25 protein-coding genes are annotated in these 26,791 nt (G+C 71.9%); 11 read left to right on the forward strand and 14 right to left on the reverse strand.

Annotation, left to right across the window (positions count from 1 at the left end):
- Positions 1 to 160: 160 nt before the first annotated feature.
- The 3 genes from IF22_RS0106460 (at position 161) to IF22_RS35605 (ending at position 1,151) form a co-directional block, all read left to right on the forward strand.
- Entirely contained in the window at positions 161 to 571 is a 411-nt protein-coding gene (locus IF22_RS0106460; protein WP_156057350.1) for a hypothetical protein, read from the forward strand.
- Entirely contained in the window at positions 568 to 708 is a 141-nt protein-coding gene (locus tag IF22_RS34910; protein WP_156057352.1) for a hypothetical protein, read from the forward strand. Before IF22_RS0106460 ends, IF22_RS34910 begins: the two co-directional genes overlap by 4 nt.
- 74 nt (positions 709 to 782) lie before the next feature.
- Positions 783 to 1,151 (forward strand): SAV_915 family protein, encoded by a 369-nt coding sequence (locus IF22_RS35605; RefSeq protein WP_209444499.1) that lies wholly within the window; start codon positions 783 to 785, stop codon positions 1,149 to 1,151.
- On the opposite strand, the gene IF22_RS0106475 is transcribed toward IF22_RS35605, so the two are convergent.
- The 8 genes from IF22_RS0106475 to IF22_RS0106515 all read right to left on the reverse strand — a co-directional run bounded on the left by IF22_RS0106475 (position 1,052) and on the right by IF22_RS0106515 (position 12,636).
- Positions 1,052 to 3,061, reverse strand: a complete 2,010-nt coding sequence (locus tag IF22_RS0106475) for an FAD-dependent oxidoreductase (RefSeq protein WP_030329489.1) — start codon at positions 3,059 to 3,061, stop codon at positions 1,052 to 1,054. The two genes, IF22_RS35605 and IF22_RS0106475, sit on opposite strands and share 100 nt — an antisense overlap.
- Before the next feature lie 99 nt (positions 3,062 to 3,160).
- A complete protein-coding gene (locus IF22_RS0106480; RefSeq protein WP_030329491.1) occupies positions 3,161 to 3,841 on the reverse strand; it encodes a response regulator in 681 nt (226 codons plus the stop codon).
- A complete protein-coding gene (locus tag IF22_RS0106485) occupies positions 3,838 to 6,390 on the reverse strand; it encodes a sensor histidine kinase (protein WP_030329492.1) in 2,553 nt (850 codons plus the stop codon). Before IF22_RS0106485 ends, IF22_RS0106480 begins: the two co-directional genes overlap by 4 nt.
- Positions 6,391 to 6,463: 73 nt before the next feature.
- Complete coding sequence (locus tag IF22_RS0106490; RefSeq protein ID WP_030329494.1) at positions 6,464 to 7,345, reverse strand: potassium-transporting ATPase subunit C; 882 nt, start codon at positions 7,343 to 7,345, stop codon at positions 6,464 to 6,466.
- Positions 7,345 to 9,540 (reverse strand): potassium-transporting ATPase subunit KdpB, encoded by a 2,196-nt coding sequence (kdpB, locus tag IF22_RS0106495; RefSeq protein ID WP_030329496.1) that lies wholly within the window; start codon positions 9,538 to 9,540, stop codon positions 7,345 to 7,347. Before kdpB ends, IF22_RS0106490 begins: the two co-directional genes overlap by 1 nt.
- Before the next feature lie 20 nt (positions 9,541 to 9,560).
- The gene (gene kdpA / locus IF22_RS0106500; protein WP_030329498.1) at positions 9,561 to 11,216 is read right to left on the reverse strand and encodes a potassium-transporting ATPase subunit KdpA; all 1,656 of its coding nucleotides are present in this window, start codon (positions 11,214 to 11,216) and stop codon (positions 9,561 to 9,563) included.
- Positions 11,216 to 11,305, reverse strand: a complete 90-nt coding sequence (gene kdpF / locus IF22_RS32890; RefSeq protein WP_036410889.1) for a K(+)-transporting ATPase subunit F — start codon at positions 11,303 to 11,305, stop codon at positions 11,216 to 11,218. Before kdpF ends, kdpA begins: the two co-directional genes overlap by 1 nt.
- Positions 11,306 to 11,595: 290 nt before the next feature.
- Complete coding sequence (locus tag IF22_RS0106515) at positions 11,596 to 12,636, reverse strand: TRM11 family SAM-dependent methyltransferase (protein ID WP_030329501.1); 1,041 nt, start codon at positions 12,634 to 12,636, stop codon at positions 11,596 to 11,598.
- 72 nt (positions 12,637 to 12,708) lie between these two features.
- Here IF22_RS0106515 and IF22_RS0106520 point away from each other — a divergent pair, with 72 nt between their 5' ends.
- Positions 12,709 to 13,572 (forward strand): zf-HC2 domain-containing protein, encoded by an 864-nt coding sequence (locus tag IF22_RS0106520; RefSeq protein WP_051708220.1) that lies wholly within the window; start codon positions 12,709 to 12,711, stop codon positions 13,570 to 13,572.
- 9 nt (positions 13,573 to 13,581) lie between these two features.
- On the opposite strand, the gene IF22_RS0106525 is transcribed toward IF22_RS0106520, so the two are convergent.
- The 4 genes from IF22_RS0106525 to IF22_RS0106540 form a co-directional block, all read right to left on the reverse strand.
- A complete protein-coding gene (locus tag IF22_RS0106525) occupies positions 13,582 to 14,202 on the reverse strand; it encodes a CGNR zinc finger domain-containing protein (protein ID WP_030329503.1) in 621 nt (206 codons plus the stop codon).
- A gap of 7 nt (positions 14,203 to 14,209) precedes the next feature.
- On the reverse strand, positions 14,210 to 15,058 hold the full coding sequence (locus IF22_RS0106530) for an MBL fold metallo-hydrolase (RefSeq protein WP_030329505.1): 849 nt from the start codon (positions 15,056 to 15,058) through the stop codon (positions 14,210 to 14,212).
- 77 nt (positions 15,059 to 15,135) lie between these two features.
- Complete coding sequence (locus IF22_RS0106535) at positions 15,136 to 15,792, reverse strand: TetR/AcrR family transcriptional regulator (RefSeq protein ID WP_030329507.1); 657 nt, start codon at positions 15,790 to 15,792, stop codon at positions 15,136 to 15,138.
- Between the two features lie 96 nt (positions 15,793 to 15,888).
- On the reverse strand, positions 15,889 to 16,287 hold the full coding sequence (locus IF22_RS0106540; protein ID WP_030329509.1) for a VOC family protein: 399 nt from the start codon (positions 16,285 to 16,287) through the stop codon (positions 15,889 to 15,891).
- A gap of 98 nt (positions 16,288 to 16,385) precedes the next feature.
- Between IF22_RS0106540 and IF22_RS0106545 the strand changes: the two genes are divergently transcribed.
- The 6 genes from IF22_RS0106545 (at position 16,386) to IF22_RS0106570 (ending at position 23,733) form a co-directional block, all read left to right on the forward strand.
- Positions 16,386 to 17,363 (forward strand): helix-turn-helix transcriptional regulator, encoded by a 978-nt coding sequence (locus IF22_RS0106545; protein ID WP_030329511.1) that lies wholly within the window; start codon positions 16,386 to 16,388, stop codon positions 17,361 to 17,363.
- A 179-nt stretch (positions 17,364 to 17,542) separates the two neighbouring features.
- Positions 17,543 to 18,709, forward strand: coding sequence for an acyl-CoA dehydrogenase family protein (locus IF22_RS0106550; protein WP_030329512.1), 1,167 nt, complete (start codon positions 17,543 to 17,545; stop codon positions 18,707 to 18,709).
- Complete coding sequence (locus IF22_RS0106555) at positions 18,699 to 19,913, forward strand: acetyl-CoA C-acetyltransferase (protein ID WP_030329514.1); 1,215 nt, start codon at positions 18,699 to 18,701, stop codon at positions 19,911 to 19,913. The genes IF22_RS0106550 and IF22_RS0106555 overlap by 11 nt, the downstream gene beginning before the upstream one ends.
- A gap of 14 nt (positions 19,914 to 19,927) precedes the next feature.
- Positions 19,928 to 22,093 (forward strand): 3-hydroxyacyl-CoA dehydrogenase NAD-binding domain-containing protein, encoded by a 2,166-nt coding sequence (locus IF22_RS0106560; RefSeq protein ID WP_051708221.1) that lies wholly within the window; start codon positions 19,928 to 19,930, stop codon positions 22,091 to 22,093.
- The gene (locus IF22_RS0106565; RefSeq protein WP_081883727.1) at positions 22,090 to 23,325 is read left to right on the forward strand and encodes a CaiB/BaiF CoA transferase family protein; all 1,236 of its coding nucleotides are present in this window, start codon (positions 22,090 to 22,092) and stop codon (positions 23,323 to 23,325) included. The genes IF22_RS0106560 and IF22_RS0106565 overlap by 4 nt, the downstream gene beginning before the upstream one ends.
- Before the next feature lie 147 nt (positions 23,326 to 23,472).
- Positions 23,473 to 23,733 carry a hypothetical protein gene (locus IF22_RS0106570; protein WP_209444500.1) on the forward strand — a complete coding sequence of 87 codons (261 nt, stop codon included), beginning with the start codon at positions 23,473 to 23,475 and terminating at the stop codon, positions 23,731 to 23,733.
- 116 nt (positions 23,734 to 23,849) lie between these two features.
- Here IF22_RS0106570 and IF22_RS0106575 read toward each other — a convergent pair whose 3' ends face one another.
- Together IF22_RS0106575 and IF22_RS0106580 are read right to left on the reverse strand one after the other, a co-directional pair.
- Positions 23,850 to 24,686, reverse strand: coding sequence for a cytochrome c oxidase assembly protein (locus IF22_RS0106575; RefSeq protein ID WP_156057354.1), 837 nt, complete (start codon positions 24,684 to 24,686; stop codon positions 23,850 to 23,852).
- A complete protein-coding gene (locus IF22_RS0106580; RefSeq protein ID WP_030329522.1) occupies positions 24,683 to 25,192 on the reverse strand; it encodes a DUF2243 domain-containing protein in 510 nt (169 codons plus the stop codon). The genes IF22_RS0106575 and IF22_RS0106580 overlap by 4 nt, the downstream gene beginning before the upstream one ends.
- 316 nt (positions 25,193 to 25,508) lie before the next feature.
- Between IF22_RS0106580 and IF22_RS0106585 the strand changes: the two genes are divergently transcribed.
- Positions 25,509 to 26,768, forward strand: coding sequence for a DUF2786 domain-containing protein (locus tag IF22_RS0106585; RefSeq protein ID WP_036410967.1), 1,260 nt, complete (start codon positions 25,509 to 25,511; stop codon positions 26,766 to 26,768).
- The last annotated feature ends 23 nt before the right edge of the window (positions 26,769 to 26,791 follow it).

Genomic DNA, 26,791 nt, shown 5'->3' on the forward strand with positions numbered 1-26,791 from the left:
CCTCCTCGTACGCCGATCTTGGTCCGTTCCGAACGTTACTCGCCGTGTCGGCGCGCCTGGCCGGCAGCCGCGTGAACACGGCGTCAAGAAATGGCGGTGACCCGTCGAAACGGCGTATCGACTGGTGCTCCGCCGGCGCCCGGTGGTGACGATGGGTGCCATGAGTCCTTGGCGGATGACACGCTGGGAACGCGGAGAGCTGCCACCCGACGCCGGCACCGACAACGTGCCCGGCGCGCCCACAACCAGGGCGGACGGGTCGGAACGGCGGCACGAGGCACTGGTCAGCGTCCGGCTCGGCCCGTCCGCGCCCGGCAGCCACCTGGTGGAGTATCTGCGGCACGAGCCGTGCGCCGTCGCCGCGTGGTGGATCGCGGCCGACGTCGACGCCGTCATCCGGCTTGCCGCCGACAGCATCACGGTGCTGCACCGCGCGGTGGCCGACCTGCGGCTACGCGCCGGAGTGGAGGTGGCGGAGGCGAACTACATCCTGCGCGCGCTCGACCTGACCACACCGGCCGACCCGGGTGCCCCGACGGACGCCCAGGCCTGGGCGGGGTCCGCCGCATGAGCCGCCGCACCGGTGCCCACCGGGTCGTGGTGGGCGTCGACCGCTCGTTCGCCGGGATGCAGGCGCTGCGCCGGGCGACGCAGCTGGCCGCGACCATCCGCCGCTTCGCCCGCGACCTCGAACGACTCAGCCGATGACCGCCACCGCGGCGGCACGTGTGGAAAGGACCGACCCGACAATGGACGAGGGCCCGATAATCTACGCCGTTCCGGTGCGTGACCTCCCGGGACGAATGGTGCGGACGGTACGGACCGGCCGCTCTCCGCAGGGGCAGCGGATGGGCATCGCCTTCACCCGGCCCGAGCTGCTGGTCACCGCGATGGGCGCGGACCAGCAGTGGGAGGAGCTGTGCGAGTCGGCGCTGCGCGGCATGCTGCGCCCGCTCGGCATCGACGTGATCCAGGTCGACCCGTTGCTGGTGGCACCACCGCTGGGCCCGACGACCGCCGCCCGCCCGACGACCGCCGCCGGCCCGATCGGTCAGGCGCGGACGAAGCGCACCGCGTCGGCGATGACGTGGCCGTCGGTGTCCTCGGTACGGATCAGCACGCTCCCGTCGGTGCCCGCCGTGAACGGGTAGGTGCCCAGCGGCACCCACTGGCCCCCGGACTGCCGCTGGTCGACGGTCCGGGTGGCCACCCCGCCGGAGTACGCGATGTCGACCGGCACATTGCTGGCCCGGTTGGGGTCGGCGGTCCAGCGCAGCTGCACGGTCCACGACCCGGAGGCGGGCAGCGTCGGGCGGAACCGCAGTCGGTTGACGCCCTTGGCGGTGTTGCCGTCGTGCTCGTAGTCCGGGCCGTAGTAGCCACCGATGCTGGTGCTGCGCAGCCACGTCCCGGCCCGGGTGATCCCGCCGGCCGCCGCGTTGTCCAGGATCACCTCGCTGGTCGATCCCCATTCCAGCACCGCGCCGTCCTGGCGCAGCCGGGCCTGGAGGGCGGGCACCGACACCGCCTGCACGGCGAGGTTCCCGGCGAGCGCCAACGACGCCGCCGTGGCGGCGGCCTGCCCGAGGATCATGAACACCGGCTCCATCCGGATCGAGCCGTACGCGATGTGGCTCGCCGACAGGCAGACCGGCACCAGCAGGTTGGCGCACTGGGCCTGGTGCGGCACGATCGCCCGGTAGCTGACCGGGTACGGCGACGGCACCCCGATCTGCACGTCCCCCTCGTTGCGCACCCGGCCGTCGACAACCACCCGCTGACAGTTGTGCGAGTCCATCGTGTAGCTGGCCAGGCCCACCGAGTCGGTGGCCCGTACCCGGCCCCGGCAGTCAGCCTCGGTCATCACGTACGCGGAGACCATCCGGCGGGCCTCCCGGATGTAGAGCAGCGGCGGCCAGCCGCCCGTGCCGGTGAACTCGTCGGCCGGCAGCCCCCACCGGGCGGTCGACTCACGCACCGATGCCGGCAACCGGGGATCGTTGGCCAGGAACCACATCATCCCCTGCTGGTAGCTGCGGTGCTCGGCGATGATGCTCTCCCGCGCCGCCCAGGTCGCCGTCGGGTACGCGTGGTTGAAGCCGATGTGGTCGGTGGACACCGCGCCGTTGTTGTTGGAGTCGGTCTTTCCGCCGCCGATCGAGTGGGTGGTGAAGTACGGCCCGGTGAAGCCGGCCTGGATGTGGCGCAGCTGCAGCTCGTACCGGATCGGGTCGTAGTCGGACGGCCTGCCGAACGGGATCCGGTTGGCCGCCTGGGTGAGGCACATCCGGAAGCAGTACGCCTGGATCCGGTCGTCGCCGCTGCCCTGCGGGGCGAGCGGGGTGGTGGAGATGCCCGGCAGCAGGCCGCTGGCGGGCGAGCCGGCCGTCACGTACGGGTCGACCGGGTAGACGAACTGGTGGGTGTTGCGGGACTGCACCCCGTTGATCGTCTCGCCGTAGGTGTCGTTGGACTCCCGCCCGACGGTGAACCCCACCCCGGCCATGGCCAGCAGGTCGCCCTCGTAGCTGGCGTCCACGAACACCCCGCCCCGATAGATCGACCCGTCCTCGGTGCGCAGCTCCGTGATCCGGTTGCCGCTGCGGCCGAGGCTGGACAGCCGCGCGCCGACGACCACGGGGACGCCGGCCTCGGCCAGCATCTCGGCGAAGACGGCTGCGGCGACGCGCGGTTCGAAGGTCATCCGCAGCGGCGACGTCGGCGTGAGGGTGCCGCCGTGGTACTTGACGTACACCCGGCGGTAGAACTCGGCGGCCAGCCCACCGATGGACGCCTGGACCCCGGTGTCGGTGGCGCCCAGCCCGGCGGTGCTCAGCCCACCGACGTGGCTGGTGGGCTCCACCACCACGGCGGTGTGGCCGAGCCGACGCATGGTGATCGCGGCGGCCAGCCCACCGGAGGTGGCGCCGTAGACGACCAGGTCGGCGGTGGTGACGGCGGCGCGGGCGGGACCGGCCCGGAACGGGTCGGAGAGACCGGCCAGGACGAGGCCGGCGCCGCCGGCGGTCAGCAGACGGCGGCGGGACAGGGGCACTGACACGGCGAACTCCCGAGGGGTAACCGGAGGGGACGGTTACAGAAGCACGCCGCTGCCGCTGCTAGCGAAATTCTTCAATCTCTGCCGGCGGGTGTCAACGGTTCAAGGGCGGTAGCGGTAGCCCATTCCCGGCTCGGTGATGAGGTGCCGGGGGCGGGCCGGGTCGTCCTCCAGCTTGCGCCGCAGCTGGGCCAGGTACTGCCGCAGGTAGTTGGTCTCGTTCTGGTACTCCGGCCCCCACACGTCCTGCAGGAGCTGCCGTTGGCTGACCAGCTTGCCGGGGTGCCGCAGCAGCTTCTCCAGCACGCTCCACTGGGTGGGGGTCAGCTTGACCTCGGTGCCGTCGTCCCTGCGCACGCTGTGGTCGGCCAGGTCGACGGTGTGCTGACCGATCCGCAACGCCGGCACCGCCTCGCTGGGCGCGCCGAGGCGGCGGGTCACCGCGCGGATGCGGGCCAGCAACTCCTCGACCCCGAACGGCTTGGTGACGTAGTCGTCCGCACCCGCGTCCAGCGCCGCCACCTTGTCCTCGCTGCCGGCCCGGCCGGAGAGCACGATGATCGGCACGGAGGTCCACCCGCGCAGGCCCCGGATCACCTCCACACCGTCGATGTCGGGCAGGCCGAGGTCGAGCACCACCAGGTCGGGTGGGTGGCTGGCGGCGGCCTTCAACGCGGCGGCCCCGGTGCCGGCGACGTCCACGTCGTACCGGCGGGCCCGCAGGTTGATCCGCAGGGCGCGCAGGATCTGCGGTTCGTCGTCGACGACCAGGATGCGCGTCATTCCGGTGGCCCCTCCGAACTGGTCTGCGCGGCAGCCGGCAGCCGCAGCACCATGGTGAGCCCACCACCGGGGGTGGTCTCCGGGGTGATGCTGCCACCCATCGCCTCGGCCAACCCCCGGGACAGGGCGAGACCGAGACCGACACCGGTCTGGTTGTCCCGGTCACCGAGGCGCTGGAACGGCAGGAAGACGTGCTCCCACTGGTCCTCCGGGATGCCTGGCCCCCGGTCGATCACCCGCAGCTCCACCTGACCGGCGTGCGCGCTGGCGGTGATCACCGGCGGCTGGTCGGGTGGGCTGTAGCGCAGCGCGTTGGCGACCACGTTGACCAGCACCCGTTCCAGCAGGCCCGGGTCGGCGGTGGCCGCCGGCAGGTCGGCCGGGATGTCCGTGCCGACGGTCGCGGCCGCCGGGCCAAGTTCGTCAAGCGCCAGGGGTACGGCGTCCTCCAGGCCGACGGCGGTCGCCGAGATGCCCAGCACACCCGCCTGGAGCCGGCTCATGTCCAGCAGGTTCGCGACCAGCCGGGCGAGCCGGTCCAGCGACTCCTCGGCGGTCTCCAGCAACTCCTCGCGGTCGGCCTCGTCGAACTCGATGTCGTGGCTGCGCAGGCTGGTCACTGCCGCCTTCGCGGACGCCAGCGGCGTACGCAGGTCGTGGCTGACCGCGGCGAGCAGCGCGGTGCGCATCCGGTCGGCGGCGGCGAGCGGCCGGGCGGTCGCGGCCTCCTCGGCGAGCCGTTCCTGGCGCAGCGCGACGGCGGCCTGGGCGGCGAACGCCTCGACGATCCGCCGGTCGGCGGCCTCCAACCGCCGGCCGCTGAGCACCACGGTGATCCGGTCGTCGACGGGTACCGCCGTCTCGCCGCCGTCGGGGGTGCAGGCCGGCTGCTCACCGACGCTGGCCACCACACACCAGGCGTGCTCTTCGCGGGCCCGCTCCGGACGCCCGCTCGCCTCCTCGGCCAGCTCCAGCACGCTCACCGCGCGCAGCCCGAAGGTCTCCCGGAGCTGGTCCAGGAGGGCGGGCAGGGGACGTTCGCCGCGCAGCACACCACCGGCGACGGCGGCGAGGGTCTGCGCGTCCGCGGCGGCCCGCGCGGCCTCCCGGGTACGCCGGGCGGCCACGTCGACGATCCAGCTCACCGCCAGGGCCACCCCGACGAAGACGGCCAGGGCGAGCAGGTTGTCCGCCTCGGCGATGGTCAGCGTCTTGAAGGGCGGGGTGAAGAACCAGTTGAGCAGCAGGCTTCCGCCGAGCGCGGCGACCAGGGCCGGCCACACCCCGCCGACCAGCGCGACCCCGACCACCCCGGCGAGGAACAGCAGGATGTCGTTTGTCAGCGTCAGGTCGGGCAGGGTCCGCAGCAGCACCGTGAGCAGCGGCATGCCCAGCACCGCGAGGCCGAAGCCGAGCAGTCGGCGGCGGCGGGACAACGCCGCCGGCACTGCCGCCGCCCGGCGGCCCTTGCCGGCCTGCTTGTGGGTGACCAGGTGCACGTCGATCGAGCCGGACAGGGCGGTGGTGGTCACTCCGACGCCCCGGGCGAAGATCTGCGCGAGGCGGCCCCGCCGGCTGGCGCCGAGCACCAGTTGGGTGGCGTTCACACCCTGGGCGAAGTCCAGCAACGCGGCCGGCACGTCGGTGCCGAGCACCTGGTGGTACGTGCCGCCCAGGCTCTCCACGAGCACCCGCTGGCGGGCCAGCTGGGCCGGGTCGGCGCCGGCCAGACCGTCGCTGCGGGCCACGTGCACGGCGAGCAGGTCGGCGCCCTTGCTGCGGGCCGCGACCCGGGCGGCCCGCCGGATCAGCGTCTCCCCCTCGGGCCCGCCGGTCAGCGCGACCACCACCCGTTCCCGGGCCTCCCAGGTCGCGGCGATGCCCTGCTGGCTGCGGTAGCGGTCGAGCTGCTCGTCGACCTTGTCGGCCAGCCAGAGCAGCGCCAACTCGCGCAGTGCGGTGAGGTTGCCGACCCGGAAGTAGTTGCCCAACGCGGCGTCGATCTTGTCGGGTCGGTAGATGTTGCCGTGCGCCATCCGGCGGCGCAGCGCCTCCGGGGTCATGTCGACCAGCTCGACCTGTTCGGCGGCGCGGACGATCTCGTCCGGCACGGTCTCCCGCTGGGTGGTGCCGGTGATCTGCGCGACGACGTCGTTGACCGACTCCAGGTGCTGCACGTTGACGGTGGACAGCACGTCGATCCCCGCGTCGAGCAGCTCCTGGACGTCCTGCCAGCGCTTGTCGTGCCGGGACCCGGGCACGTTGGTGTGCGCCAACTCGTCGACCACGGCGACCTCGGGCCGGCGAGCCAGCACCGCGTCCAGGTCCATCTCGGTGAACTCGGCGCCCCGGTAGGTCATCGCCCGACGGGGCACCTGCTCCAGGTCGCCGAGCATCGCGGCGGTGTGCTGCCGACCGTGGGTCTCCACGAAGCCGATCACCACGTCGGTGCCGCGCGCGGCCCGCCGCTGGGCCTCCTCCAACATGGCGTACGTCTTGCCGACGCCGGGGGCGGCGCCGAGATAGATGCGCAGTTCTCCGCGTGGCACGGGGACCATCCTCCCTGGTCAGGTCGGCCGGTGGGGCCGCGCCCGATCGGCGCGGCCCCACCGGCGCGGGTGCTCAGCGTGCGGGGAACTGCTTGTCGAGGGCGAGGTTCAGCTCCAACACGTTCACGCCGGGCTCCCCCATGAAGCCGAGCGCCCGGCCGCTGGTGTGCTCCTCGACCAGCTTGCGAACCGCCGCCGGGTCCGCGCCGCGCTCCCGCGCGACCCGGTTCACCTGCAACTCCGCGTACGCCGGGCTGATCTGCGGGTCGAGGCCGCTGGCGCTGGCGGTGACCGCGTCGGCGGGCACCGCCGGGTCGGCGGGCGCGTCGCCCCGGATCGGGGTGACCACCCCGCCGGCGGCCACGTAGTCCTCGCCGGGCTGGGCCGGCTCCACCGTCACCCCCTGGTACTCGGTGACGAACGGAGTCGCCGGGGCGGCCTGGTTGACGCTGACCACCCGGGTCACCGGGCCGGTCAGACCGTCCGCGCGGAAGACCGCGAGCACGGCACCCACCCCGTCGTCGGTGCAGTACGGGCGGCTGCCGTCGACGCCGTTGAGTTCACCGACGGCCTTGCTGCGCCCGCAGACCTGGGTGAGCAGGCTCTCGCTGGACTCCTCCGGGTCGGTGGCGATGGTGTCGACGACGCTCTCCGGGCCCAGGTTGCTGGCCGAGGTGGAGGTCGGGTCGTAGCCGTCACCGGCGGCCGACGGGCGGGACTGGAAGTAGCGCGGGACGGGGTTGCCGTCGGCGTCGGTGAAGGACTGGCCGATCAGCGCGCTGCCGACAGTCGTTCCGTTCGAGACGATCAGCGAGCCGTCGGCCTTGTGGTTGAGGCCGGGCAGCTGGCCGAGCGCCACCAGGGCCAACGGGTAGACCAGGCCGAGCAGCACCGTGAAGACGAGCACGGCGCGCAACGCGGCGAGGTGTTGGGCGATCCAGGTGGGTAGGCGCATCACGAAATCCCCGGGAAGAACTGGATGAGCAGGTCGATGAGCTTGATCCCGATGAACGGCACGATGATGCCGCCCAGCCCGTAGACCAGGAGGTTGCGGCTGAGCAGCTTCGACGCGGCGGCCGGCCGGTACCGCACGCCCCGCAGGGCGAGCGGGATCAGCGCGATGATCACCAGGGCGTTGAAGATGACGGCGGACAGGATCGCCGACTCCGGGCTGGACAGCCGCATGATGTTCAGCGCGTCCAGGCTCGGGTAGAGGCCGGCGAACATGGCCGGGATGATCGCGAAGTACTTCGCGATGTCGTTGGAGATGCTGAACGTGGTGAGCGCGCCGCGGGTGATCAGCAACTGCTTGCCGATCTCGACGATCTCGATCAGCTTGGTCGGGTCGGAGTCGAGGTCGACCATGTTGCCGGCCTCCTTGGCGGCCGACGTGCCGGTGTTCATGGCCACCCCGACGTCGGCCTGGGCGAGGGCCGGCGCGTCGTTGGTGCCGTCACCGGTCATCGCGACCAAGCGGCCGCCCTCCTGCTCCCGCTTGATCAGCGCGAGCTTGTCCTCCGGTGTCGCCTCGGCCAGGAAGTCGTCCACCCCGGCCTCGTCGGCGATCGCCTTCGCGGTACGCGGGTTGTCGCCGGTGATCATCACGGTCCGGATGCCCATCCGGCGCATCTCGTCGAACCGCTCCCGCATGCCGGACTTGACTACGTCCTTGAGGTGGATGACGCCCAACGCGCGGGCGGGCTCACCGTCGACGTGCTCGGCGACCACCAGCGGGGTGCCGCCGGTGCCGCTGATCGCGTCCACGATCTCGCCGACCTGCTCGGTCGGGTGACCGCCGTTCTCGCGTACCCACTTCATCACCGCTGCGGCGGCGCCCTTGCGGACCCGGCGACCGGTGCCCGACGCGCCGCCGTCCACGCTGGCGTCCGGGGTGAGGTCGACGCCGCTCATCCGGGTCTGCGCGGTGAACGGCACGAAGGTGGCGTGCGGCATCACGCCGGGCTCCCGCTGGCGCAGCCCGAACTCGTTCTTCGCCAGCACCACCACCGAACGCCCCTCGGGGGTCTCGTCGGCCAGGCTGGACAGCTGCGCGGCGTCGGCAACTGTCGCGGCGTCGACCCCCTCGACCGGTACGAACTCGGCGGCCTGCCGGTTGCCCAGCGTGATGGTGCCGGTCTTGTCCAGCAGCAGGGTGTTGACGTCGCCGGCCGCCTCGACGGCCCGGCCGCTCATGGCCAGGACGTTGCGCTGGACGAGGCGGTCCATGCCGGCGATGCCGATGGCGGAGAGCAGTGCGCCGATGGTGGTGGGGATCAGGCAGACCAGCAGCGAGACGAGCACGACACCGGTGACGCCGGAGCCGGTGATCGCCCCGCTGTCCGGCGCGGCCGCCTGGTACGCCTTGGAGAAGATCGCCAGGGGCTGGAGGGTGACCACGGCCAGCAGGAAGATGATCGTGAGCGCGGCGAGCAGGATGTTCAGCGCGATCTCGTTCGGCGTCTTCTGCCGGTTGGCCCCCTCGACCAGGGCGATCATCCGGTCGATGAAGCTCTCCCCCGGCTTCTGGGTGATCTTCACGATGATCTGGTCGGAGAGCACCTTGGTGCCGCCGGTGACCGCGCTGCGGTCGCCGCCGGACTCCCGGATGACCGGGGCCGACTCGCCGGTGATCGCCGACTCGTCGACGCTGGCGATGCCCTCGACGATGTCCCCGTCGCCGGGGATGATGCCGCCCGCCTCGACCAGCACGATGTCGCCCTGACGCAGGTCAGGCGCGGGCACCGCCTCGTCGCGGTAGGTGTTGGCCCGGGCACCCGGCTTCCAGTCGATCAGTCGGGTGGCGATGGTGTCCTTCTTCGCCTGCCGCAGGGTCGCCGCCTGGGCCTTGCCCCGACCCTCGGCGACGGCCTCGGCCAGGTTGGCGAAGACCACTGTCAGCCAGAGCCAGATGGTGATCGCCCAGGCGAACACCGACGGGTCGGTCACCGCCAGGACGGTGGTGAAGGCCGCTCCGACCTCGACGATCAGCATCACCGGGTTGCGCCACAACGTGGTGGGGTTGAGCTTGCGTACCGCGTCCGGCAGGGACCGGACCAACTGCTTGGGGTCGAGCAGGCCCCCGCCGATCCGGTTGCCCTGGGTGGCGGGCGTGCCGGGGAGCTGCTCTGTCGGGGCGGACGTGACGGACATGTCCTCGTTCCTCATGGTGGTCAGAGCCCCTCTGCCAGCGGGCCGAGCGCGAGCGCGGGCAGGAAGGTCAGCGCGACGAGGACCACGGTGACGCCGACGACCATGCCGATGAACAGCGGTCGGTGGGTCGGCAGGGTGCCCTCGGACGCGGGGGTGGGTGCCTGGCGGGCCAGCGAACCGGCCAACGCGAGCACGAAGATGAGCGGCAGGAACCGGCCCAGCAGCATGCACAACCCGAGTGCGGTGTCCCACCAGGTGGTGTTGACGGTGATGCCGCCGAACGCGGAGCCGTTGTTGTTGCTGGCCGAGGTGAACGCGTACAGCACCTCGGAGAGGCCGTGCGGGCCGACGTTGAGCGCCGTGGAGTTGTTGCCGGTGGCGAACGCCGCCGCCGTGCCGACCAGCACCAGGATGGGTGTGATCAGGAAGTAGAGCGAGGCGAACTTGATCTCGCGCGACCCGATCTTCTTGCCCAGGTACTCCGGGGTGCGGCCGACCATCAGCCCGGCCACGAAGACCGTGATCACCGCGAGGATGAGCAGGCCGTAGAGACCGGAGCCGGTACCGCCCGGCGCGACCTCGCCGAGCATCATGTTGACCATCGTCATCATGCCGCCGAGTGAGGTGAACGAGTCGTGGAACGAGTTCACCGCACCGGTCGAGGTGAGCGTGGTGGCGGCGGCGAAGGTGGCCGAGTTCGACACGTCGAACCGCACCTCCTTGCCCTCCAGCGCCGCACCGACCGCCTGCGGCACCGTGCCGTGGCCGGCCAGCTCGAAGATGTTGGTGATGGCGACGCTGGCGACGGCGAGGATGCCCATCACCGCGGCGATGGCGTACCCCTGCCGGTTCTGCCCGACCATCCGGCCGAACACCCGGGGCAGGCTGAACGGGATCAGCAGGATCAGGAAGATCTCCAGCCAGTTCGTCCAGGCGGTCGGGTTCTCGAACGGGTGGGCGCTGTTGACGTTGTAGAAGCCGCCACCGTTGGTGCCCAGCTCCTTGATCACTTCCTGGCTGGCGACCGGACCGCCGGTGATGGTCTGGGTGCCGCCGGTCAACGTGGTCACGTCGGTGCCACCGGAGAGGTTCTGCACCGCCCCGCCGATCATCAGCGCGATCGCGCCGAGCACCGCGATCGGCAGCAGGATGCGCAGCACGATCCGGGTCAGGTCGACCCAGAAGTTGCCGAGCTGCCCGGTGCGGCTGCGGGCGAAGCCGCGCACCAGTGCGACAGCCACCGCGATGCCGACCGCCGCCGAGACGAAGTTCTGCACGGCCAGGCCGGCCATCTGCACCAGGTGACCCATCGTCGACTCACCCGAGTACGACTGCCAGTTGGTGTTCGTCACGAACGACACCGCCGTGTTCCACGCGCCGTGCGGCACCACCGGGTCGAAGCCCAGCGACAGCCACAGGTGGTTCTGCACCCGCTGGAACAGGTACAGGAACAGGAGCGAGACCGCGGAGAACGCCAGCACGCTGCGGGCGTACACGCCCCAGGTCTGCTCGGCGGCGGGGTTGACCCCGACCAGGCGGTAGATGCCCCGCTCGATGAGCGACTGCTTGGTGCCGGAGACCGCCCGGAACATGTAGTCGCCGAACGGCTTGTAGACGGCGACGATCGCCGCCACCAGCGTCAGCACGAAGATGACGCCCGCTGTTGTCATGGTCATCAGAAGCGCTCCGGGAACAGCAGGGCGAACACCAGGAACGCGCCCAGCACCACCGCGAGCACCAGACCGACGGCGTTTACCGCGTTCACAGCTTCTCCACCGCCCGGACCACCAGGGCGAGCGCTGCGAACAGCGCCACCGTCAGGACCACGAACACCACGTCAGACACGCTGACTCCTCATACCGGAAAGGTTCGTCGCGACCGCCTTCCGGTCGCGCCGGGCAATCAAAGCCCCACCACCCGCCGGCCGGCAGGGGTCATAACGCGACCATGACGGCGGCGAACCTTTTCTTGACGTGGTTTTCACACCTGCCCACTGAACAGGTGAAATGCGGCACAGACCGGACGGGTGAGGCCGGTAGGAGAGGTGCGGGCCGGTCAGGCCGGCTTACGGGCCACCAGCACGTCGCGCATGATCGACTGATCGACCCGGTGCCGCAGCGCGCGGTAGGGCTCCTCGTCCACGACGGTCAGGCCGGCGTCGGCCAGGGCCGCAGCCGCGTCGTCCCGGCTGGCGACGTGGGTGTTCCAGGAGACCCCCAACGCACCGCCGGGGCGCAACAACCCCGCCCAGACCGGGGCGGCGTCCGCGAGCAGCGCCAGCGGGTCGCGGGTCAATCCCTGCCCAGCGGTACGACTGCCGTGCTGCACGCCGTACGGCGCGTCGGCGACGACGAGGTCCACGGTCTGCGGGCGGAAGAACTCCGCCGACCGGGCGGTGTCGGCGTTCACCACGTCCAGCAGTTGGGTCTGGCCGGCCGTGTGCTCCTCGCGGGTCGGCGCCAACTCGATCCGCACCCGCCGGCCGACCACCTTGCGTTCCCGCCGCACCGGCCCCGACTCCAGCACCCGGTGCTTGACCCGCTTCTGCTTCAACCAGGTGGTGATGAACGCCCGGTACGCCTCGACGTCCTTCTGGTCGCGCTCGATCCCGGCCGCGTCGAAGCCGTACATCAGCGCCTGGTTGAGGGTGGTGCCCCGACCGCAGAGCGGGTCGAGCACCCGGAACCGGCGGCTGGTCATCTCGGTGGCCCAGTCCGAGGCGAGCAGTGTGACGTTGAGCAGCAGCTTGGTGAACTGCTCGTTGGTCTTGCCCGGGTACTTCTGGATGGTGAGCAGGTCGTCGTCGTAGCGGTCCAGCCGGCTCCACTCGATCGGCCGCAGCAGCTCGCCGACGATCTCGAACAACGCGTACCCGGCGGAGAGGTTGCCCAGCACTGCCAGGTCACGCTCCGTCAGCCCGTCACCGGTGAAGGTGATGTACGACGCCCCTCCGACGACAGCGGTGTCCAGCTCACCGATCCGACCGTCCAGCGCCGAGCGGCCGAAGATCTCCAGCTCCGCCTGGGTCAGGTCGACGGCGGCGCGGGCGTACACCCGGTTGGTGGCGGGCAGGATCAGCAGGCCGTAACGCGTCATGATCCGGCGAGTATTCCACAACCAGTCACTCTCGCCGGGAACCGGAGCGGCTGCCGGAGCGACTACCGGTACATGGGGTGTGAGCAGTGGCGGGAGGTCCTGTCCGCGCAACTGGACGGGGAGGAGACCGCCGCCGAACTGACGGCGGTGCAGGGGCACCTCGACGGGTGCGCCGATTGCCGGGCCTGGTTCACGGCGGCGGCCGCGCTGACCCGTCGGGTTCGTACCCGACTGGTGGTTGAGGTGCCCGACCGGACGGCGGCGATCCTGGCCGCCGTCGGTGGCAGCGCCGCTGGCGACGCGGCTGCCAGCGCCAGTGACACGCCGTCGGCCCGCCGGTCGCGCTGGCGGCCCCGCCTGCCCGGCCGCGCCGCGCTCGTCGTCGGCCTGCGGTCGGCGCTCGGCCTGCTCGGCGCGGTGCAGTTGGTGCTCGGCCTGGCCCAGGTGGGCCGGGGCGCCACCGCTGACCACCTGCACCCCACCGGCCAGCACCTGTGGCACGAGTCGGCGGCGTGGAACGTGGCGGTGGGCGCGGGGTTCCTGTTCGTGGCGCTGCGTCGCAGCCCGCCCGCCGGGCTGCTGCCGATGCTCAGCGCGTTCGTCGGCACGTTGCTGCTGCTGTCGGTCAACGACCTGGCCACCGGATCGGTGGGCGGGGAACGGCTGATCAGCCACGGCTTCCTGGTGGTCGGCTACCTGATCACCGTGCTGCTGTCCCGGCCCGGTCTGCGCCCTGGCGGACCGGCACCGCAGCGGCAGCCGACGCCGTCGCGCTGGCGGTTCGGCGCGGACGAGGTGGACCGGCCGCTGCGGGTGGTACGCCCCGATTCCTATCCGGCGCAGGCGGCCGACCGTTACCCCGCCCCGGCGGCGCGCACCGGTCAGGCCGCCCAGGCGGCGCGCACCGGTCGGACCGACGAACGCCGGGCCGCCTGATCGGTCGCGTCAGTCCGCCTGCCGCTGCCGGGCCCGGTGGGCGCGCAGGTTCGCCGGAAGGCCGCAGACGCGGACGGAGTGCCAGACCCCGCTGTTGTTACGGGAGCGGTCGTAGAACGCCACCTGGCACCGGGGGTTGCGGCAGGTCTTGACGCGCCGGCCGACGTCGGTGAGGTGCGCCGCGAACAGCTCCGCCAGGACGAGGGAGACAAGCAGTTCGGCCCCCGTCCCGGCGGGATCGAGGTGGACCGAGCCGTTGCCGTCGAGCCGCAGCGTGGCGCCCGTGGTGCGAGGGGCGGGCGCCGGCTCGGGCGGCCCGGCTTCCGGTGTGGCGTGCAGCCTGGCGTCGATCCCGTACCGCAGCTCGTCGCGGAAGGTCCGCAGCGCCCGTAGGCCCGCCGGGTCGAGCGTCACGTCGGGTGCCGGCCGCCCGGTGGCCGTCGACCACCGGGCGGCGACATCGTGCGCCCACTGCGTGGCGCTGTCGAGATCGTCGAGGAGATCCGGCTGACGCGGTGCGCCGGCCGGGAGCGTGTTGAGCAGGTCCTGGACGAGCCCGAGGCCGCCTGGTGCGGGCTCGAGGCCGTATCTCGCGGTCGCGGGCCACGGCGGAGGGGACACCGACGGCATTGTCACGTCACTTTCCGATCAGGCCGAGCGCCCCGTACCACAGCGGTCCCGGGTTCACCCAGTCCGGATAGAGCTCCATCATCGCGTCGAAGAACTCAAGGGCCGTCGACTTCTCCGCCAACAGCCGTTCCACGTTCAGCAGGTACCGCCGGGTCTCGTCGATGCTCGACGGGTCGTCGGGGCGGTTGCGGTTCTTGTGGCTGGCGACGACCGCCCGGGGCGCGAGGGCCTCGACGCGGTCGAGGGCCTTGAGCCACTCCCTCAGGCCACCGTTGACGGTTTCCAGCAGGTACTGGTGGACCCCGTTGTAGACGACGTCGCCGGCCACCACGAGACCGATCGACGGCACGTGCAGGACAGTGGTCTGGTCGCCGTCGGTGTGCCCGGTCTCGACCGGCTGGGCGACGTTGCCTTCGAGCAGGATTCCGCCGGGCGGCACCGGAATGGCATCGACGGGCGACTCCGGGATCAGCCCGGGGAAGACCTTGTCGAACACCTCTTGGCGCCCGACGGTGGCCTGCTGGTGCATGACCTCGATGGTCCCGGGCGTCGCGTAGGTGACGGCGTCGGGGAAGCGCTTGACCAGCTCGGGGGCACCGAACCAGTGATCGCCGTGCCCGTGGGTGGCGTAGATGGCCGTCAGCCGCCTGCCCGACCGCTCGATCCAGTCTCCCGCCGTCGCGATCTGCTCGTGGGTGAACGGCGGGTCCACCAGCAGCGCCTCCTCGGCCCCCGAGATCAGGGTGGTGGCTGTCGGATTGAAGTGGATGGGCGAGCCGTCCGGCATGCGCTGCTCTCCGGCCCGGACCGGGCCGTCCAAGACCAGGACCTCGTAGGACAGGGCAGACGGGGACATGTCTCCTCCTCGGTGACGCGGGTCGCGACAGTCGGCGTACCCCCACCGACGAAATAAGCATAAGCCGTATGCCTATTTCACCCAGCCGTTTGCCGAGTCTTCTGCGTCACGCCCTCCCCCGCGATGACCTGCGGGATGACCTGCTCCACGATCGTCAGCAGCGTGGTGGTGAGCAGCAGGTGCACCTGGGCGCGGGTGAGCGCGTCACGCTGGAGCCACTCCCGGGCGGTCGAGATGGCCAGCCCGCAGTACGCCCGGACCATCCCCCGCAACTCCTCGTGGTTCTCGGCCTCCTCGGCCAGCCCGACGGCGACCAGCATCCGGTCCGCGGCGACCTCCTCGGCCTCGGCGAGCACCCGCTCCACATCGGCGTCGCCGCCCATCCCCCGGGCGGTGACCGCAGCCAGCCACGAGGTGCTGTGCCGGGACACCACGTCGAGGAACCAAGTGACGCTGGCCTCCACCCGGGTGCGGAGATCACCCTTGGGCAGCCGCTCCACAGCCACCTCGGGGATGGTCACCATCACCCGGACGACCTCCAGGTAGAGGTCCTTCTTCGCGCCGAAGTAGTGGTTGACCAGCCCTCGGGCGACACCCGCCTCGCGGGCGACGTCGGTGGTCGACACCTCCGCGTACGGGCGTTCGCCGAACAGCCGGACCGCGCAGGCCAGGATCTGCCCACGCCGGGCGTCCGGCTCCAACCGGCGGCGGCGCGGAGCCGTCTCGACACTCATCTGCCCGACCCTATCGACAGCTCACGCCGCCGGCCTCGGCGTCGACGCCCTCCCGTCCCTCCTCGGAGCTGCCGGCCTCAAGGCCGCGCCGAGCGGTCAACGGCTGAACCTCTCGATCGCGGCCGGAGTCACCGGGGTGAAGAAGTTGACCAGGTTGCCGTCGGGGTCGCGGAAAAGCAGGGCTCGGTTACCCCAGGGCATGGTCGTGGGCTCGTTCACGAAGTCGTCCACCACGCTCTTCAGCTTCTCGTACAGCGCGTCGACGTCCTCCACGCGGAACTCGACGATCACGCTGCGGTTGTCGGCCGGACGGGCCGAGCCGGGCGCGAACAGTGCGACGGTGCGGGTGCTGCCGATCGCCAGCGTGCCGTGGGCGGTGCGCAATTCGGCGAAGTCCTCGTTGCCCCAGGTCGCCTTCACGCCGGTGATCTTCTCGTAGAAGCCGACCAGGCGGTTGATCTCGTCGGTGATGATGCGGATCGAGACGAAGTCCATGTCTTCTCCCTGCTCAAAGCGGTCGCTAAGGGTCCGTCGAGATCACGCTAGAGCGAATACTGGACAGATTTGGGCCAGTATTTTGATAAATTCGGACCGTGGCACGACCGACAGCGCAGGTACTCGCACTGCTGGAGCTCCTGCAGTCCGGCGGCGTCCGGACGATGGCCGAGCTTGCCGAGCGCCTCGGTGTCGAACCGCGCACGGTGCGGCGCTACGTGAGCCACCTGGTCGACCTGGACCTGCCGGTCGAGTCGGTGCGCGGTCGCTACGGCGGGTATCGGCTCGCCGCCGGCTATCGCCTGCCGCCGCTGATGTTCAACGACGACGAGGCCCTCGCCGTCCTCCTCGGCCTGATCGCCGGCCGCCGTGCCGGGTTGGCGACGGCAACGGACACGGCGGGCGAGACAGCCGCCGCGAAGATCCGTCGCGTCCTGCCGCCACGGACGGCGGACCGACTGGACGCCGCACTCCAGTCCCTCGCCTTCACCGCCGAACCCGGTGACTTCCCCGCGCCGCAGACCGAGGTACTGCTCGCCGTCGCCGAGGCGGTCCGCCATCACCGGCCGATCTCGGTGCAGTACACCTCGGGCGACGGCCGGCGCAGCGTCCGCGTGCTGCATCCGTTCGGGCTGGTCAACCATGCCGGCCGGTGGTACGTCACCGGGGTCGATCCGGAGATCGGCGAGGAACGAACCCTTCGACTCGACCGCATCGCGGACGCGAGACCGCTGCCGGGCTCGTTCGAGCCGCCCGCCGGAAACGATCCGGCCGGGCACCTTCTCAACTCGATGGCACGAGCGCCGTACCCGCACGCGGTGTCGCTGCGGATACAAGGAACAGTCGAGCAGATCCGCAGGCGGCTACCGGCCAGCATCGCCGAGGTGCGAGAGGGCGCGGACGAAGGCTGGCAGGACGTGGAGATCCGGGCCGAGAGCCTCGACTGGTTGCCCGGCGTGCTCGCCGCGCTCGACCTGCCGTTCGTCATCGAACGCCCGGACGAACTCCGCGACCGCGTCGTCGCACTCGCCGAGCGGCTCGCGGCCTCGGCACGACGTGAGTCGGCCCGCAGCTAGCCGTCCGACACCGGATGTTCGGCAATCTTGGACAGTTTCCGTCAGCTCGTAACGGAAACTGACCAAGATCTCCTCGTCTCCGTTGATCGTTTGTCGAGTCAAGTCCGCCGGTCGGTCCGTGTGCCGCCGCCGGTGATGGCTTATTGACATGCCGCCAACAGCGCGCGAGGGTGGTGCACATGCCGACTCCCCCGACCGACGGCTCCCCCTCACCCTGGCGCGAGCCGGAACACGACGACCTGGCCGAACTGGCCCGCACCTTCTTCACCAAGGAGGTGTTGCCGCACGCCGAACGCCTGCTGGCGCAGGGCCACCCGGACCGCGAGCACTACCGGCGCGCCGGCGAGCTGGGGCTGCTCGGCCTGTCCGTCCCCGAGGAGTACGGCGGCGGGGGCGGCGGATTCACCCACGAGGCAGTGCTGCTGCACGAGCAGGCGTACACCGGGGAGAGCAGCCTCGGGCTGGCCGTCCACAGTGGCATCGTCACCGGCTATCTCGTCGCGTACGGCAGCGAGGAGCAGAAGCGACGCTGGCTGCCCGGCCTGTGCAGCGGTGAGTTGGTCGGCGCGATCGCGATGACCGAGCCGGACGGCGGCTCCGATCTGCAGGCCATGCGTACCCGGGCGGTCCGCGACGGCGACGACTACCTGGTCACCGGCGCGAAGACGTTCATCACCAACGGCGGCCTGGCCGACCTGATCATCGTGGCCGTGAAGACCGACCCCGAGCAGCGGGCGGCTGGCGTCTCGCTGCTGGTCTGCGAGGTGGGCGGCGACCCGCAGGGGTTCCGCCGAGGGCGACTGCTGTCCAAGATCGGGCTGCACGCGAACGACACCGCCGAGTTGTTCTTCGACGAGCTGCGGGTGCCGGCGGCCAACCTGCTCGGCGGCACCGAAGGGCTGGGCTTCGTCCAGCTCATGCAGCAACTCCCGCAGGAACGACTGGTCATCGGCGTCGGCGCGGTCGCCGCCATGGAACGCGCTGTCGCGCTGACCGTCGCGTACGCCAAGGAGCGCACCGCCTTCGGCAAGCCCCTGATGGGTCACCAGAACACCAGGATGGTGCTCGCCGAGTGCGCCACCCGCGCCCGGGTCAGCCGGGTCTTCCTGGACGACTGCATCGTCCGGCACGACCGGGGTGACCTGGACGTGTCCACCGCGGCCATGGCGAAGTCATGGCTCACCGACGGGCAGTGCGAGGTCGTCGACAGGTGCCTGCAGATCTTCGGTGGCTACGGCTACACCACCGAGTACCCGATCGCCCGGATGTACGCCGACGCCCGCGTCCAGAAGATCTACGGCGGCACCAACGAGATCATGAAGGAGTTGATCGCCCGTGCCCTCTGAGGCGTACGTCTATGACGCGGTCCGCACCCCGCGCGGACGCGGCCGGGACACCGGCGCGCTGCACGGGGTCAAACCGATCTCCCTGGTGGTCGGCCTGATCGACGCGTTGCGCGAGCGCAACCCCGGCCTGGACGTCGGTCGGCTGGAGGACCTGCTGCTCGGCATCGTGACCCCGGTCGGCGAGCAGGGCGGCGACCTGGCGCGGGCCGCCGCGCTGCTGGCCGGGCTACCCGACCAGGTGGGCGGGGTGCAGCTCAACCGGTTCTGCGCCTCCGGTTTGGAGGCGGTCAACTCCGCCGCCGCCCGGATCCGCTCCGGCTGGGAGCACCTGCTGCTGGCCGGCGGGGTGGAGTCGATGTCCCGGGTGCCGATGGGCTCCGACGGGGCGGCCTGGGCCACCGATCCGCAGACCGCGCTGGCCACGTCGTTCGTGCCGCAGGGCGTCAGCGCCGACCTGATCGCCACCCTGGAGGGCTTCACCCGCGACGACGTGGACGGCTACGCGCTGCGGTCGCAGGAGCGGGCCGCCAAGGCGATGGCCGGCGGATACTTCGCCCGCTCGCTGGTGCCGGTCCGCGACGGCAACGGCCTGGACATCCTCACCGTCGACGAGCACCCACGCCCGGAGACCACCCGGGAGGCGCTGGCCCGGCTCACCCCGTCCTTCGCCACCATGGGTGAGGCGGCCGGCTTCGACGCCGTCGCGTTGCAGAAGTTCCACTGGTTGGAGGCGATCGAGCACGTCCACCACGCCGGCAACTCGTCCGGCATCGTGGACGGCGCCGCGCTGGTGCTGATCGGGTCGGAGCAGGTGGGTCAGGATCTCGGCCTCACCCCGCGCGCCCGGATCGTCGGCGCGGCGGTCACCGGTGCCGACCCGACGCTGATGTTGACCGGCCCGATCCCGGCCACCCACAAGGCGCTCGCCGTGGCCGGGCTGACAGTCGACGACATCGACCTGTTCGAGATCAACGAGGCGTTCGCCGCGGTGGTCCTCAAGTACGTCCGCGACCTGGGCCTCGACCCGGACCGGGTGAACGTCAACGGCGGCGCGATCGCCCTCGGCCATCCGCTCGGCGCGACCGGAGCGATGCTGCTCGGCACCGCGTTGGACGAGTTGGAGCGCCGCGACCTGCGCCGCGCCGTGGTGACCCTCTGCATCGGCGGCGGCATGGGCGTCGCCACCGTTCTCGAACGCTGCTGACCCGGAGGACGACAATGACAAACACCATCCGGTACGACAGCGGCGCCGACGGCATCGTCACGCTCACCCTGGACGACCCCACCCAGTCCGCCAACACCATGAACCGGGCGTACGTCGCCTCGATGAGCGCGGCGCTCGACCGGTTGGAAGCCGAGCCCGATCTCGTCGGGGTCATCGTGACCAGTGCGAAGCCGACATTCTTCGCCGGCGGCGACCTGCCGGAGATGATCCGGGCCACCCGCGCCGACGCGCCAGCGCTGGCCGACCTGCTCGGCACCATCAAACGGGACCTGCGCCGCCTGGAGACGCTGGGCCGGCCGGTGGTCGCCGCTGTCAACGGCTCCGCGCTCGGCGGTGGCCTGGAGATCGCGCTCGCCTGCCACCACCGGATCGCGCTGGACGCGCCCGACAGCCGGCTCGGGCTGCCCGAGGTGACCCTGGGCCTGCTGCCCGGGGCCGGCGGCGTCACCCGGACGGTACGGATGCTCGGCCTGGCCGGTGCGCTGACCACCGTGCTGCTCACCGGCCGGCGGATGCGCCCGGCCGACGCCCTGGCCGCCGGGATCGTCGACGAGGTGGTGGCCACGCCGACGGAGCTGCTGGAGCGCGCACGGGCCTGGATCGCGGCCAACCCGCAGCCGAAGCAGCCGTGGGACCGCCCGGACTACCGGATGCCGGGCGGCACACCGTCCAGCCGGTCACTGGCCGCGCAGTTGCCGGCCTTCCCGGCGACCCTGCGCAAGCAGCTCAAGGGGGCCCGGCTACCGGCGCCCGAGGCGATCCTGGCCGCCGCCGTCGAGGGCGCACAGGTCGACCTGGAGACCGCCCTGACCGTGGAGACCCGGCACCTGATCGGCCTGCTCACCGGGCAGGTCGCCAAGAACATGATCGGTGCCTTCTTCTTCGACCTGAAGGCCGTCAACCGTGGCGCCGCCCGACCGGCCGACGTGGACGCCCCGCCGGTACGCCGGGTGGCGGTGCTCGGGGCCGGCATGATGGGCGCGGGCATCGCGTACGCCTGCGCCACCGCCGGGCTGGACGTCGTGGTCCGGGACGTCACGCCGGAGGCCGCCGGGCGGGCCCGCGAGCACGCCGAACGGCTGCTGGCCCGCAAGGTCCGTAAGGGCCGCGCCACAGAGGCGGAGGCCCGCGCCGTGCTGGGCCGGATCACCACCACCGACCAGGTGGACGCCCTCGCCGGCTGCGACGCGGTGATCGAGGCGGTCTTCGAGGACCCGGCGTTGAAACAGCAGGTCTTCGCCGAGGTGCTGCCCGTGCTGGCACCCGGCGCGCTGCTCGCCTCCAACACCTCCACCCTGCCGATCACCGGGCTGGCCGAGGGAGTGGACCGGCCGGCGGACTTCATCGGCATGCACTTCTTCTCCCCGGTCGACCGGATGCCGCTGCTGGAGATCGTGGTGGGCGAACGGACCGGGGACGTGGCGCTGGCCCGGGCGTTCGACCTGGGCCGACGGATCGGCAAGACCCCGATCGTGGTCAACGACGGCCGAGGCTTCTTCACCAGCCGGGTGATCGGCCGGTTCATGGACGAGGCGATCGGGATGGTCGCCGACGGTGTCCCCGCCGCGTCGGTGGAGCAGGCCGCCCTTCAGGCCGGCTACCCGACCGGGCCGCTGGCTCTGGCCGACGAGGTCAGCCTCACGCTGATCCAGCGGATCCGCCGCCAGTTCGAGGCGGCCAGCGACGAGTTCCGCCCGCTGCCGGCGCACCGCCTGGTGGACGAACTGGTCGACGCGTACGACCGGCCGGGGCGCGCCGCCGGACGCGGCTTCTATTCCTACGACGACGGCACCCGGGGACGGCTGTGGCCCGGTCTCGCCGACCTGATCACCGACGCGGGCCGGGCGGTGCCGTTCACCGACCTTCAGGAACGGATGCTCTTCGCCGAGGCGCTGGACGCGCTGCGCTGCCTCGACGAGGGAGTGTTGCGGACCGAGACCGACGCCAACATCGGCTCGATCTTCGGCATCGGCTTCCCGGCCTGGACGGGAGGGGTGATCCGCTACGTGCGGCAGTACGCGGGCGGCCCCGCCGGCTTCGCGGCCCGCGCCACCGAGTTGGCCGACCGCTACGGCGACCGGTTCACGCCCCCGACCGACCTGGTCGCCCGCCTCGCCGCCCCGACCGACCACCCCGCCGAACCGGTGGGCGTCGCGTGACGGCCTCCTGGCCGAGCCCCGGCGGTTCGGCTCCGACCGACGACCCGGGAGCCGCCGGGCACGACGGCCCGCGCACCGCGCCGGACGGCCCGACGCGCGGCGGTCCGCTCGCCGGGGTACGGGTGGTGGAGCTGGCCAGCCTCGCGCCGGCGCCGTTCGGGTGCATGGTGCTCGCCGACCTCGGCGCGGACGTGGTGCGGGTGGACCGGCCCGGCGCACCGGGTGCGGGCCGGCTGGCCGCACCGACCGGCGGCCCGTTGCAGCGCGGGCGGCGGGTCACCGCACTGGACCTGAAGTCCCCGACCGGGGTGGCGGACCTGCTGAACCTCGTCGAACGCGCGGACGTGCTGGTCGAGGCGTACCGGCCCGGGGTGGCCGAGCGGCTCGGCTTCGGCCCGCAGGTGTGCCAGGCCCGCAACCCCCGCCTGGTGTACGCGCGGATGACCGGCTGGGGGCAGGACGGCCCACTGGCCGCCCGAGCCGGGCACGACATCGACTACATCGCTGTCGCCGGGGCGTTGGAGCCGCTGGGCCGGGCCGGCGAACGCCCGTACGCGCCGATGAACCTGCTCGGCGACTTCGGCGGCGGCGGCATGCTGCTCGCCGTCGGTGTGCTGGCCGCGCTGCTGGAGCGGGAGCGCTCCGGCTTCGGCCAGGTGGTCGACGCGGCGATGGTGGACGGTTCGGCGCTGCTCACCTCGTTCCTGCACGGGCTGCTCGGCACCGGCCTGTGGGCCGCGCCGCGCGGGCGCAACATGTTCGACGGCGGGGCGCCGTTCTACGACACGTACACCACCGCCGACGGCGGATTCATGGCTGTCGGCGCGGTGGAACCGGCCTTCTACGCCGTACTCCTCACCGGCCTCGACCTCGCCGACGACCCGGACCTGCCGGCCCAGTACGACCCGAGCGGCTGGGACGAGCTGCGCCGCCGGTTCACCGCACGGTTCGCCGAGCGGACCCGGGACGAGTGGACGGCGGTCTTCGCCGACCTGGATGCGTGCGTCGCGCCGGTGCTCGCCCCCGGTGAGGCGCACCAGCATCCACACAACGCCGCCCGGGGCACGTTCGTCGAGGTGGACGGCGAGATCCAACCGGCACCGGCACCCCGCTTCGACCGCACACCACCGAAACGGCCCACCCCAGCACCCGACTCACAGCGCGACGCGATGCCGGTCAAGGAAATCCTGACCACCTGGCCACACCACACCCGACAGCCAGGTGGTCGGTGAACCATGTCGACCCGTCGGCAGGGGGCGCGTCGAACCAAACACAGTGTGTAGCGACGTCTTATCCTTTGTGGGTGCTGCTCACCTATCTGGACGAGTCGCACACCGTTGAGTACGGCCCTCGACGAGGTCGCCGTCTACAACGGCGCAATGAAGACCATCGGCGCCCACGATGTGACGATCATCTTGCGCGGGGTCGACCGCTACGGCCTCGCGCCGTCGCACGCCTCGCGGCTGGTGCAGGCCGTGGATCTGGTGACCTTCCTGTATCGCCGGATGGTCAACGGCACAGGTCACGATCCAGGCGAGGCGGCGGCGAACGAAAAGCTCTGGTCCTGGGTCGAGCAGCGGCGGTACCACTCCTGGTGCTGGTCGCCCACAGCCCGCCAGATGCACGAAGGGCCCGCGTGAGCGGGCCCTTAAGGCGGTTGCGGGAACCCTCAAGCGAGAGCCTCCTGCACCACCCAGGTTAGCAGCGGGTTGTGCGCCACACACATACCACCACGGTGTTGATCAGGAGTGTGGTGTCAGGGCTCCGCCCGTGGCGACGCCAACCTCTTGATCGACGCGGGCGGCGACGGGCGGGTCCGGGGGCGACGGCAGTGGTACCAGGTGGCGAAGAGGGCCACGGCCAGGAGGAGTTCGGCCAGGTCACCGCCGTAATACATGAGTTGGGCCGCCGAGCGGAACGCTTCCGGGTCCCGGTCGGTGAGGCCGGGCGGCAGGGTTTCGGCCTGGGCGTACAGGTACTTGGCCAGCACGGCGTGGCCGGCCGCGGCGGTCAGGAGCGCGCCGACCCGGACCGCCAGCGCCGGGCGCTGCGGCGCCGGGTCCGGCCCGGCCAACGACCAGGCGAAGAGGTACCCGGCGGCCAGGTAGTGCAGGTGCACGCCATGGTGCAGGGCGGGGTGGCGTTCGGCCGCCGCGTACAGCGGGGTGAGCAGCACCAGCGCCAACCCGCCGGTGCTCAGCAGCGCGGCGGTGACCGGGTGGGCGAGCAGGTGCAGCGGGCGGGCACGCAGCAGCCGGCCCACCAGCCGGCGCATCGGCGCAGGTGCGACGTGCAGCAACAGCGTCACCGGGGCGCCGAGCACCAGCCCGAGCGGTGCCAGCATGCCGAGGAGCAGGTGTTGCGCCATGTGCCCGCGCGGGTCACCGGAGGTCTGGGCGAGCGGGCCGACGGCGAGCGCCAGCAGGGCGCAGCCGACCAGCCAGGCTGCGGTGCGCCGGTGGTCCCAACCCCGCGGGTCGCGGACGGCGGCCAACAGGTAGCCGCCCGCCAGCACGGCGACCGGGAACAGCGGGAGCCAGGCCGGCCCGGCCGCACCGTGCCCGGCGTGCGCCAGCGGCACGGCCACGGTCACCGAGGGCCGCCATCGGGCCGGACGGCTCGGGGGTCGCCGCCGGGCCGACGGGACCCGGCCCACCAGACGACAGCGACGCCGGCCAGCAGCAGCACCGCGCCGGCCAGGTTCCAGACCACGTCGTACGGCACCAGGTGGACGCCGTAGCGGATCTGGTGCAGCCGGAGCACCTTGTGGTCGACGATCCCGTCGAAGAGTTGGAATCCGCCGGCGCCGAGCAGGAAACCACCCCAGGCCAGCCGGCTCGACAGGGCGCCCCGCCGACGCAGGTCGGCGAACCAGAAGAACCCACCGACCAGGGCGATCACCTCGGCGGCGTGCAGCAGCCCGTCGGAGAGCAGCGCCACCGAGGGGGTGGAGCGATCGTAGAAGTGGTGCCAGGCGAGCAGCTGGTGGAAGACGATCTCGTCCACCGCCGCCATGATTGCGATGCCGATCAGGACGCCGACGAGAATGGAGGAACGCACGTCGGCGGTGCGTGCGCTTGGCAGGGGGAGATCGGCCACCACCACACCTCGCATCCGCGTCAGGCCGGCCTCAAATTACCCCGGACCAGACGAACCATGCCGGCGAAGCCGAGGACGGGCGACCGCGCGAGGAGTGATCAACACGGGTTTGGTGAAACTGGGGTGTCCGGCCGAGTGGCACACCGCGACTTCCAGGAAGCCGTGTTGATCAAGGTCGGGCGGACGGTCGGATGGCCGATGACCTCCCCGTTTCGCGACTCCCGGGCCACGGACGGCATGATCATGGAGCCTGGAGAGGCAGCGACGGCCGGAGCCCGAGGTGCAGCGACAGCGTGATCCCGAGAAGGAGGTGCCCGTGCCGGACGCTGACGAACTCGTCGCCAGTGCGCTCGCGGCGGTACGCGGCACTGACGTTCGGCACGCCGAACGGCAGCTGGACCACCTGATGGTCGGCACCGGCGTCGCGGACGGCACCACGGCTGTGGACGAGGCACTGCTGCGTCGCCTGGTCCGTGCTCTCGGCCAGCTGTGGCTGCGCGGGTGGCAGCCGGTCGACGTGGACCGGATCACCGGTCGGCGGCTCGACGCCCGGGCGGCCCGGCTGGTCCGCCACGCGATGGCGGTTCAGCGCCGCGACCAGGCCGAGCCGGTCCCGGCCTGGTGGGACGACCAGCTACGCGCGTTGGCGGCAACCACTGGTGACGACCGCAGCGTGCTGACCAGCTGGGCGGCCCGGGAGGGGCTGGACCGGGCGGACGCGCTCCGGACCGCAGTGGACACCCTCGCGCTGGTGGAGAGCCTGCCGCCGATCGCCGTGCTGCGCCCACCGCCGGGCACCAGCGGCGCGGCGCTGTCGCGCGCCGCCGGCCCGGCTCGCAGCGGGTCACCGATGCTCGATCGGGTACGCGCGCTGCTGGCCAAGGCCGAGTCGACCACCTTTCCGGCGGAGGCGGAGGCGTTGACCGGTAAGGCCCAGGAGCTGATCGCCCGGCACAGCATCGACGAGGCGCTGCTGGCCGCCGGGGCGGAGAGCGGCGACCTGCCCGGCGGGGTGCGGCTGAGCACCGACACCCCGTACGCGGGCGCGAAGGCGCTGCTGGTGCAGGAGGTGGCGGCGGCGAACCGGTGCGAGGCGGTCTGGTCCGACGATCTCGGCTTCGCGACCGTGCTGGGCTGGCCCGCCGACCTGGTGGCGGTGGAGTTGCTCTACACGTCGCTGCTGGTCCAGGCCACTGCGGCGATGCTGCGCGGGCGCGCCGAGCGGCGGCCGGGGTCGGGGCGGCGGACGAAGGTCTGGGACGAGTCCTTCCTCAACGCGTTCGCGCTGCGGATCGGCGAGCGGCTGCGGACGGCCACCGAGGCGGCCACGGATGCGGCAACCGACGCGGACCAGGCAACGGCCGGGGCGGAACGGTTGTTGCCGGTGCTCGCGGCGCGGGGCGAGGCGGTCCGGGAGCGGCTGGACACGCTCTTCCCCGGGGTCACCCGGCGCCGGCTCAGCGTGCGCGACGCCGAGGGCTGGTCGTCCGGCACCTCGGCCGCCGACCGGGCGTCACTGGACGTCGGCGGCGGTCGGAAACCCCGGCAGGTGCCCGGTCGACCCGATCCGCGCTGAACGCTGCGGCGTGGGACCGCCCT

Origin of the sequence: Micromonospora parva (genome assembly GCF_000718515.1) — a bacterium.
GTDB classification, from domain to species: Bacteria; Actinomycetota; Actinomycetes; order Mycobacteriales; family Micromonosporaceae; genus Micromonospora; species Micromonospora parva.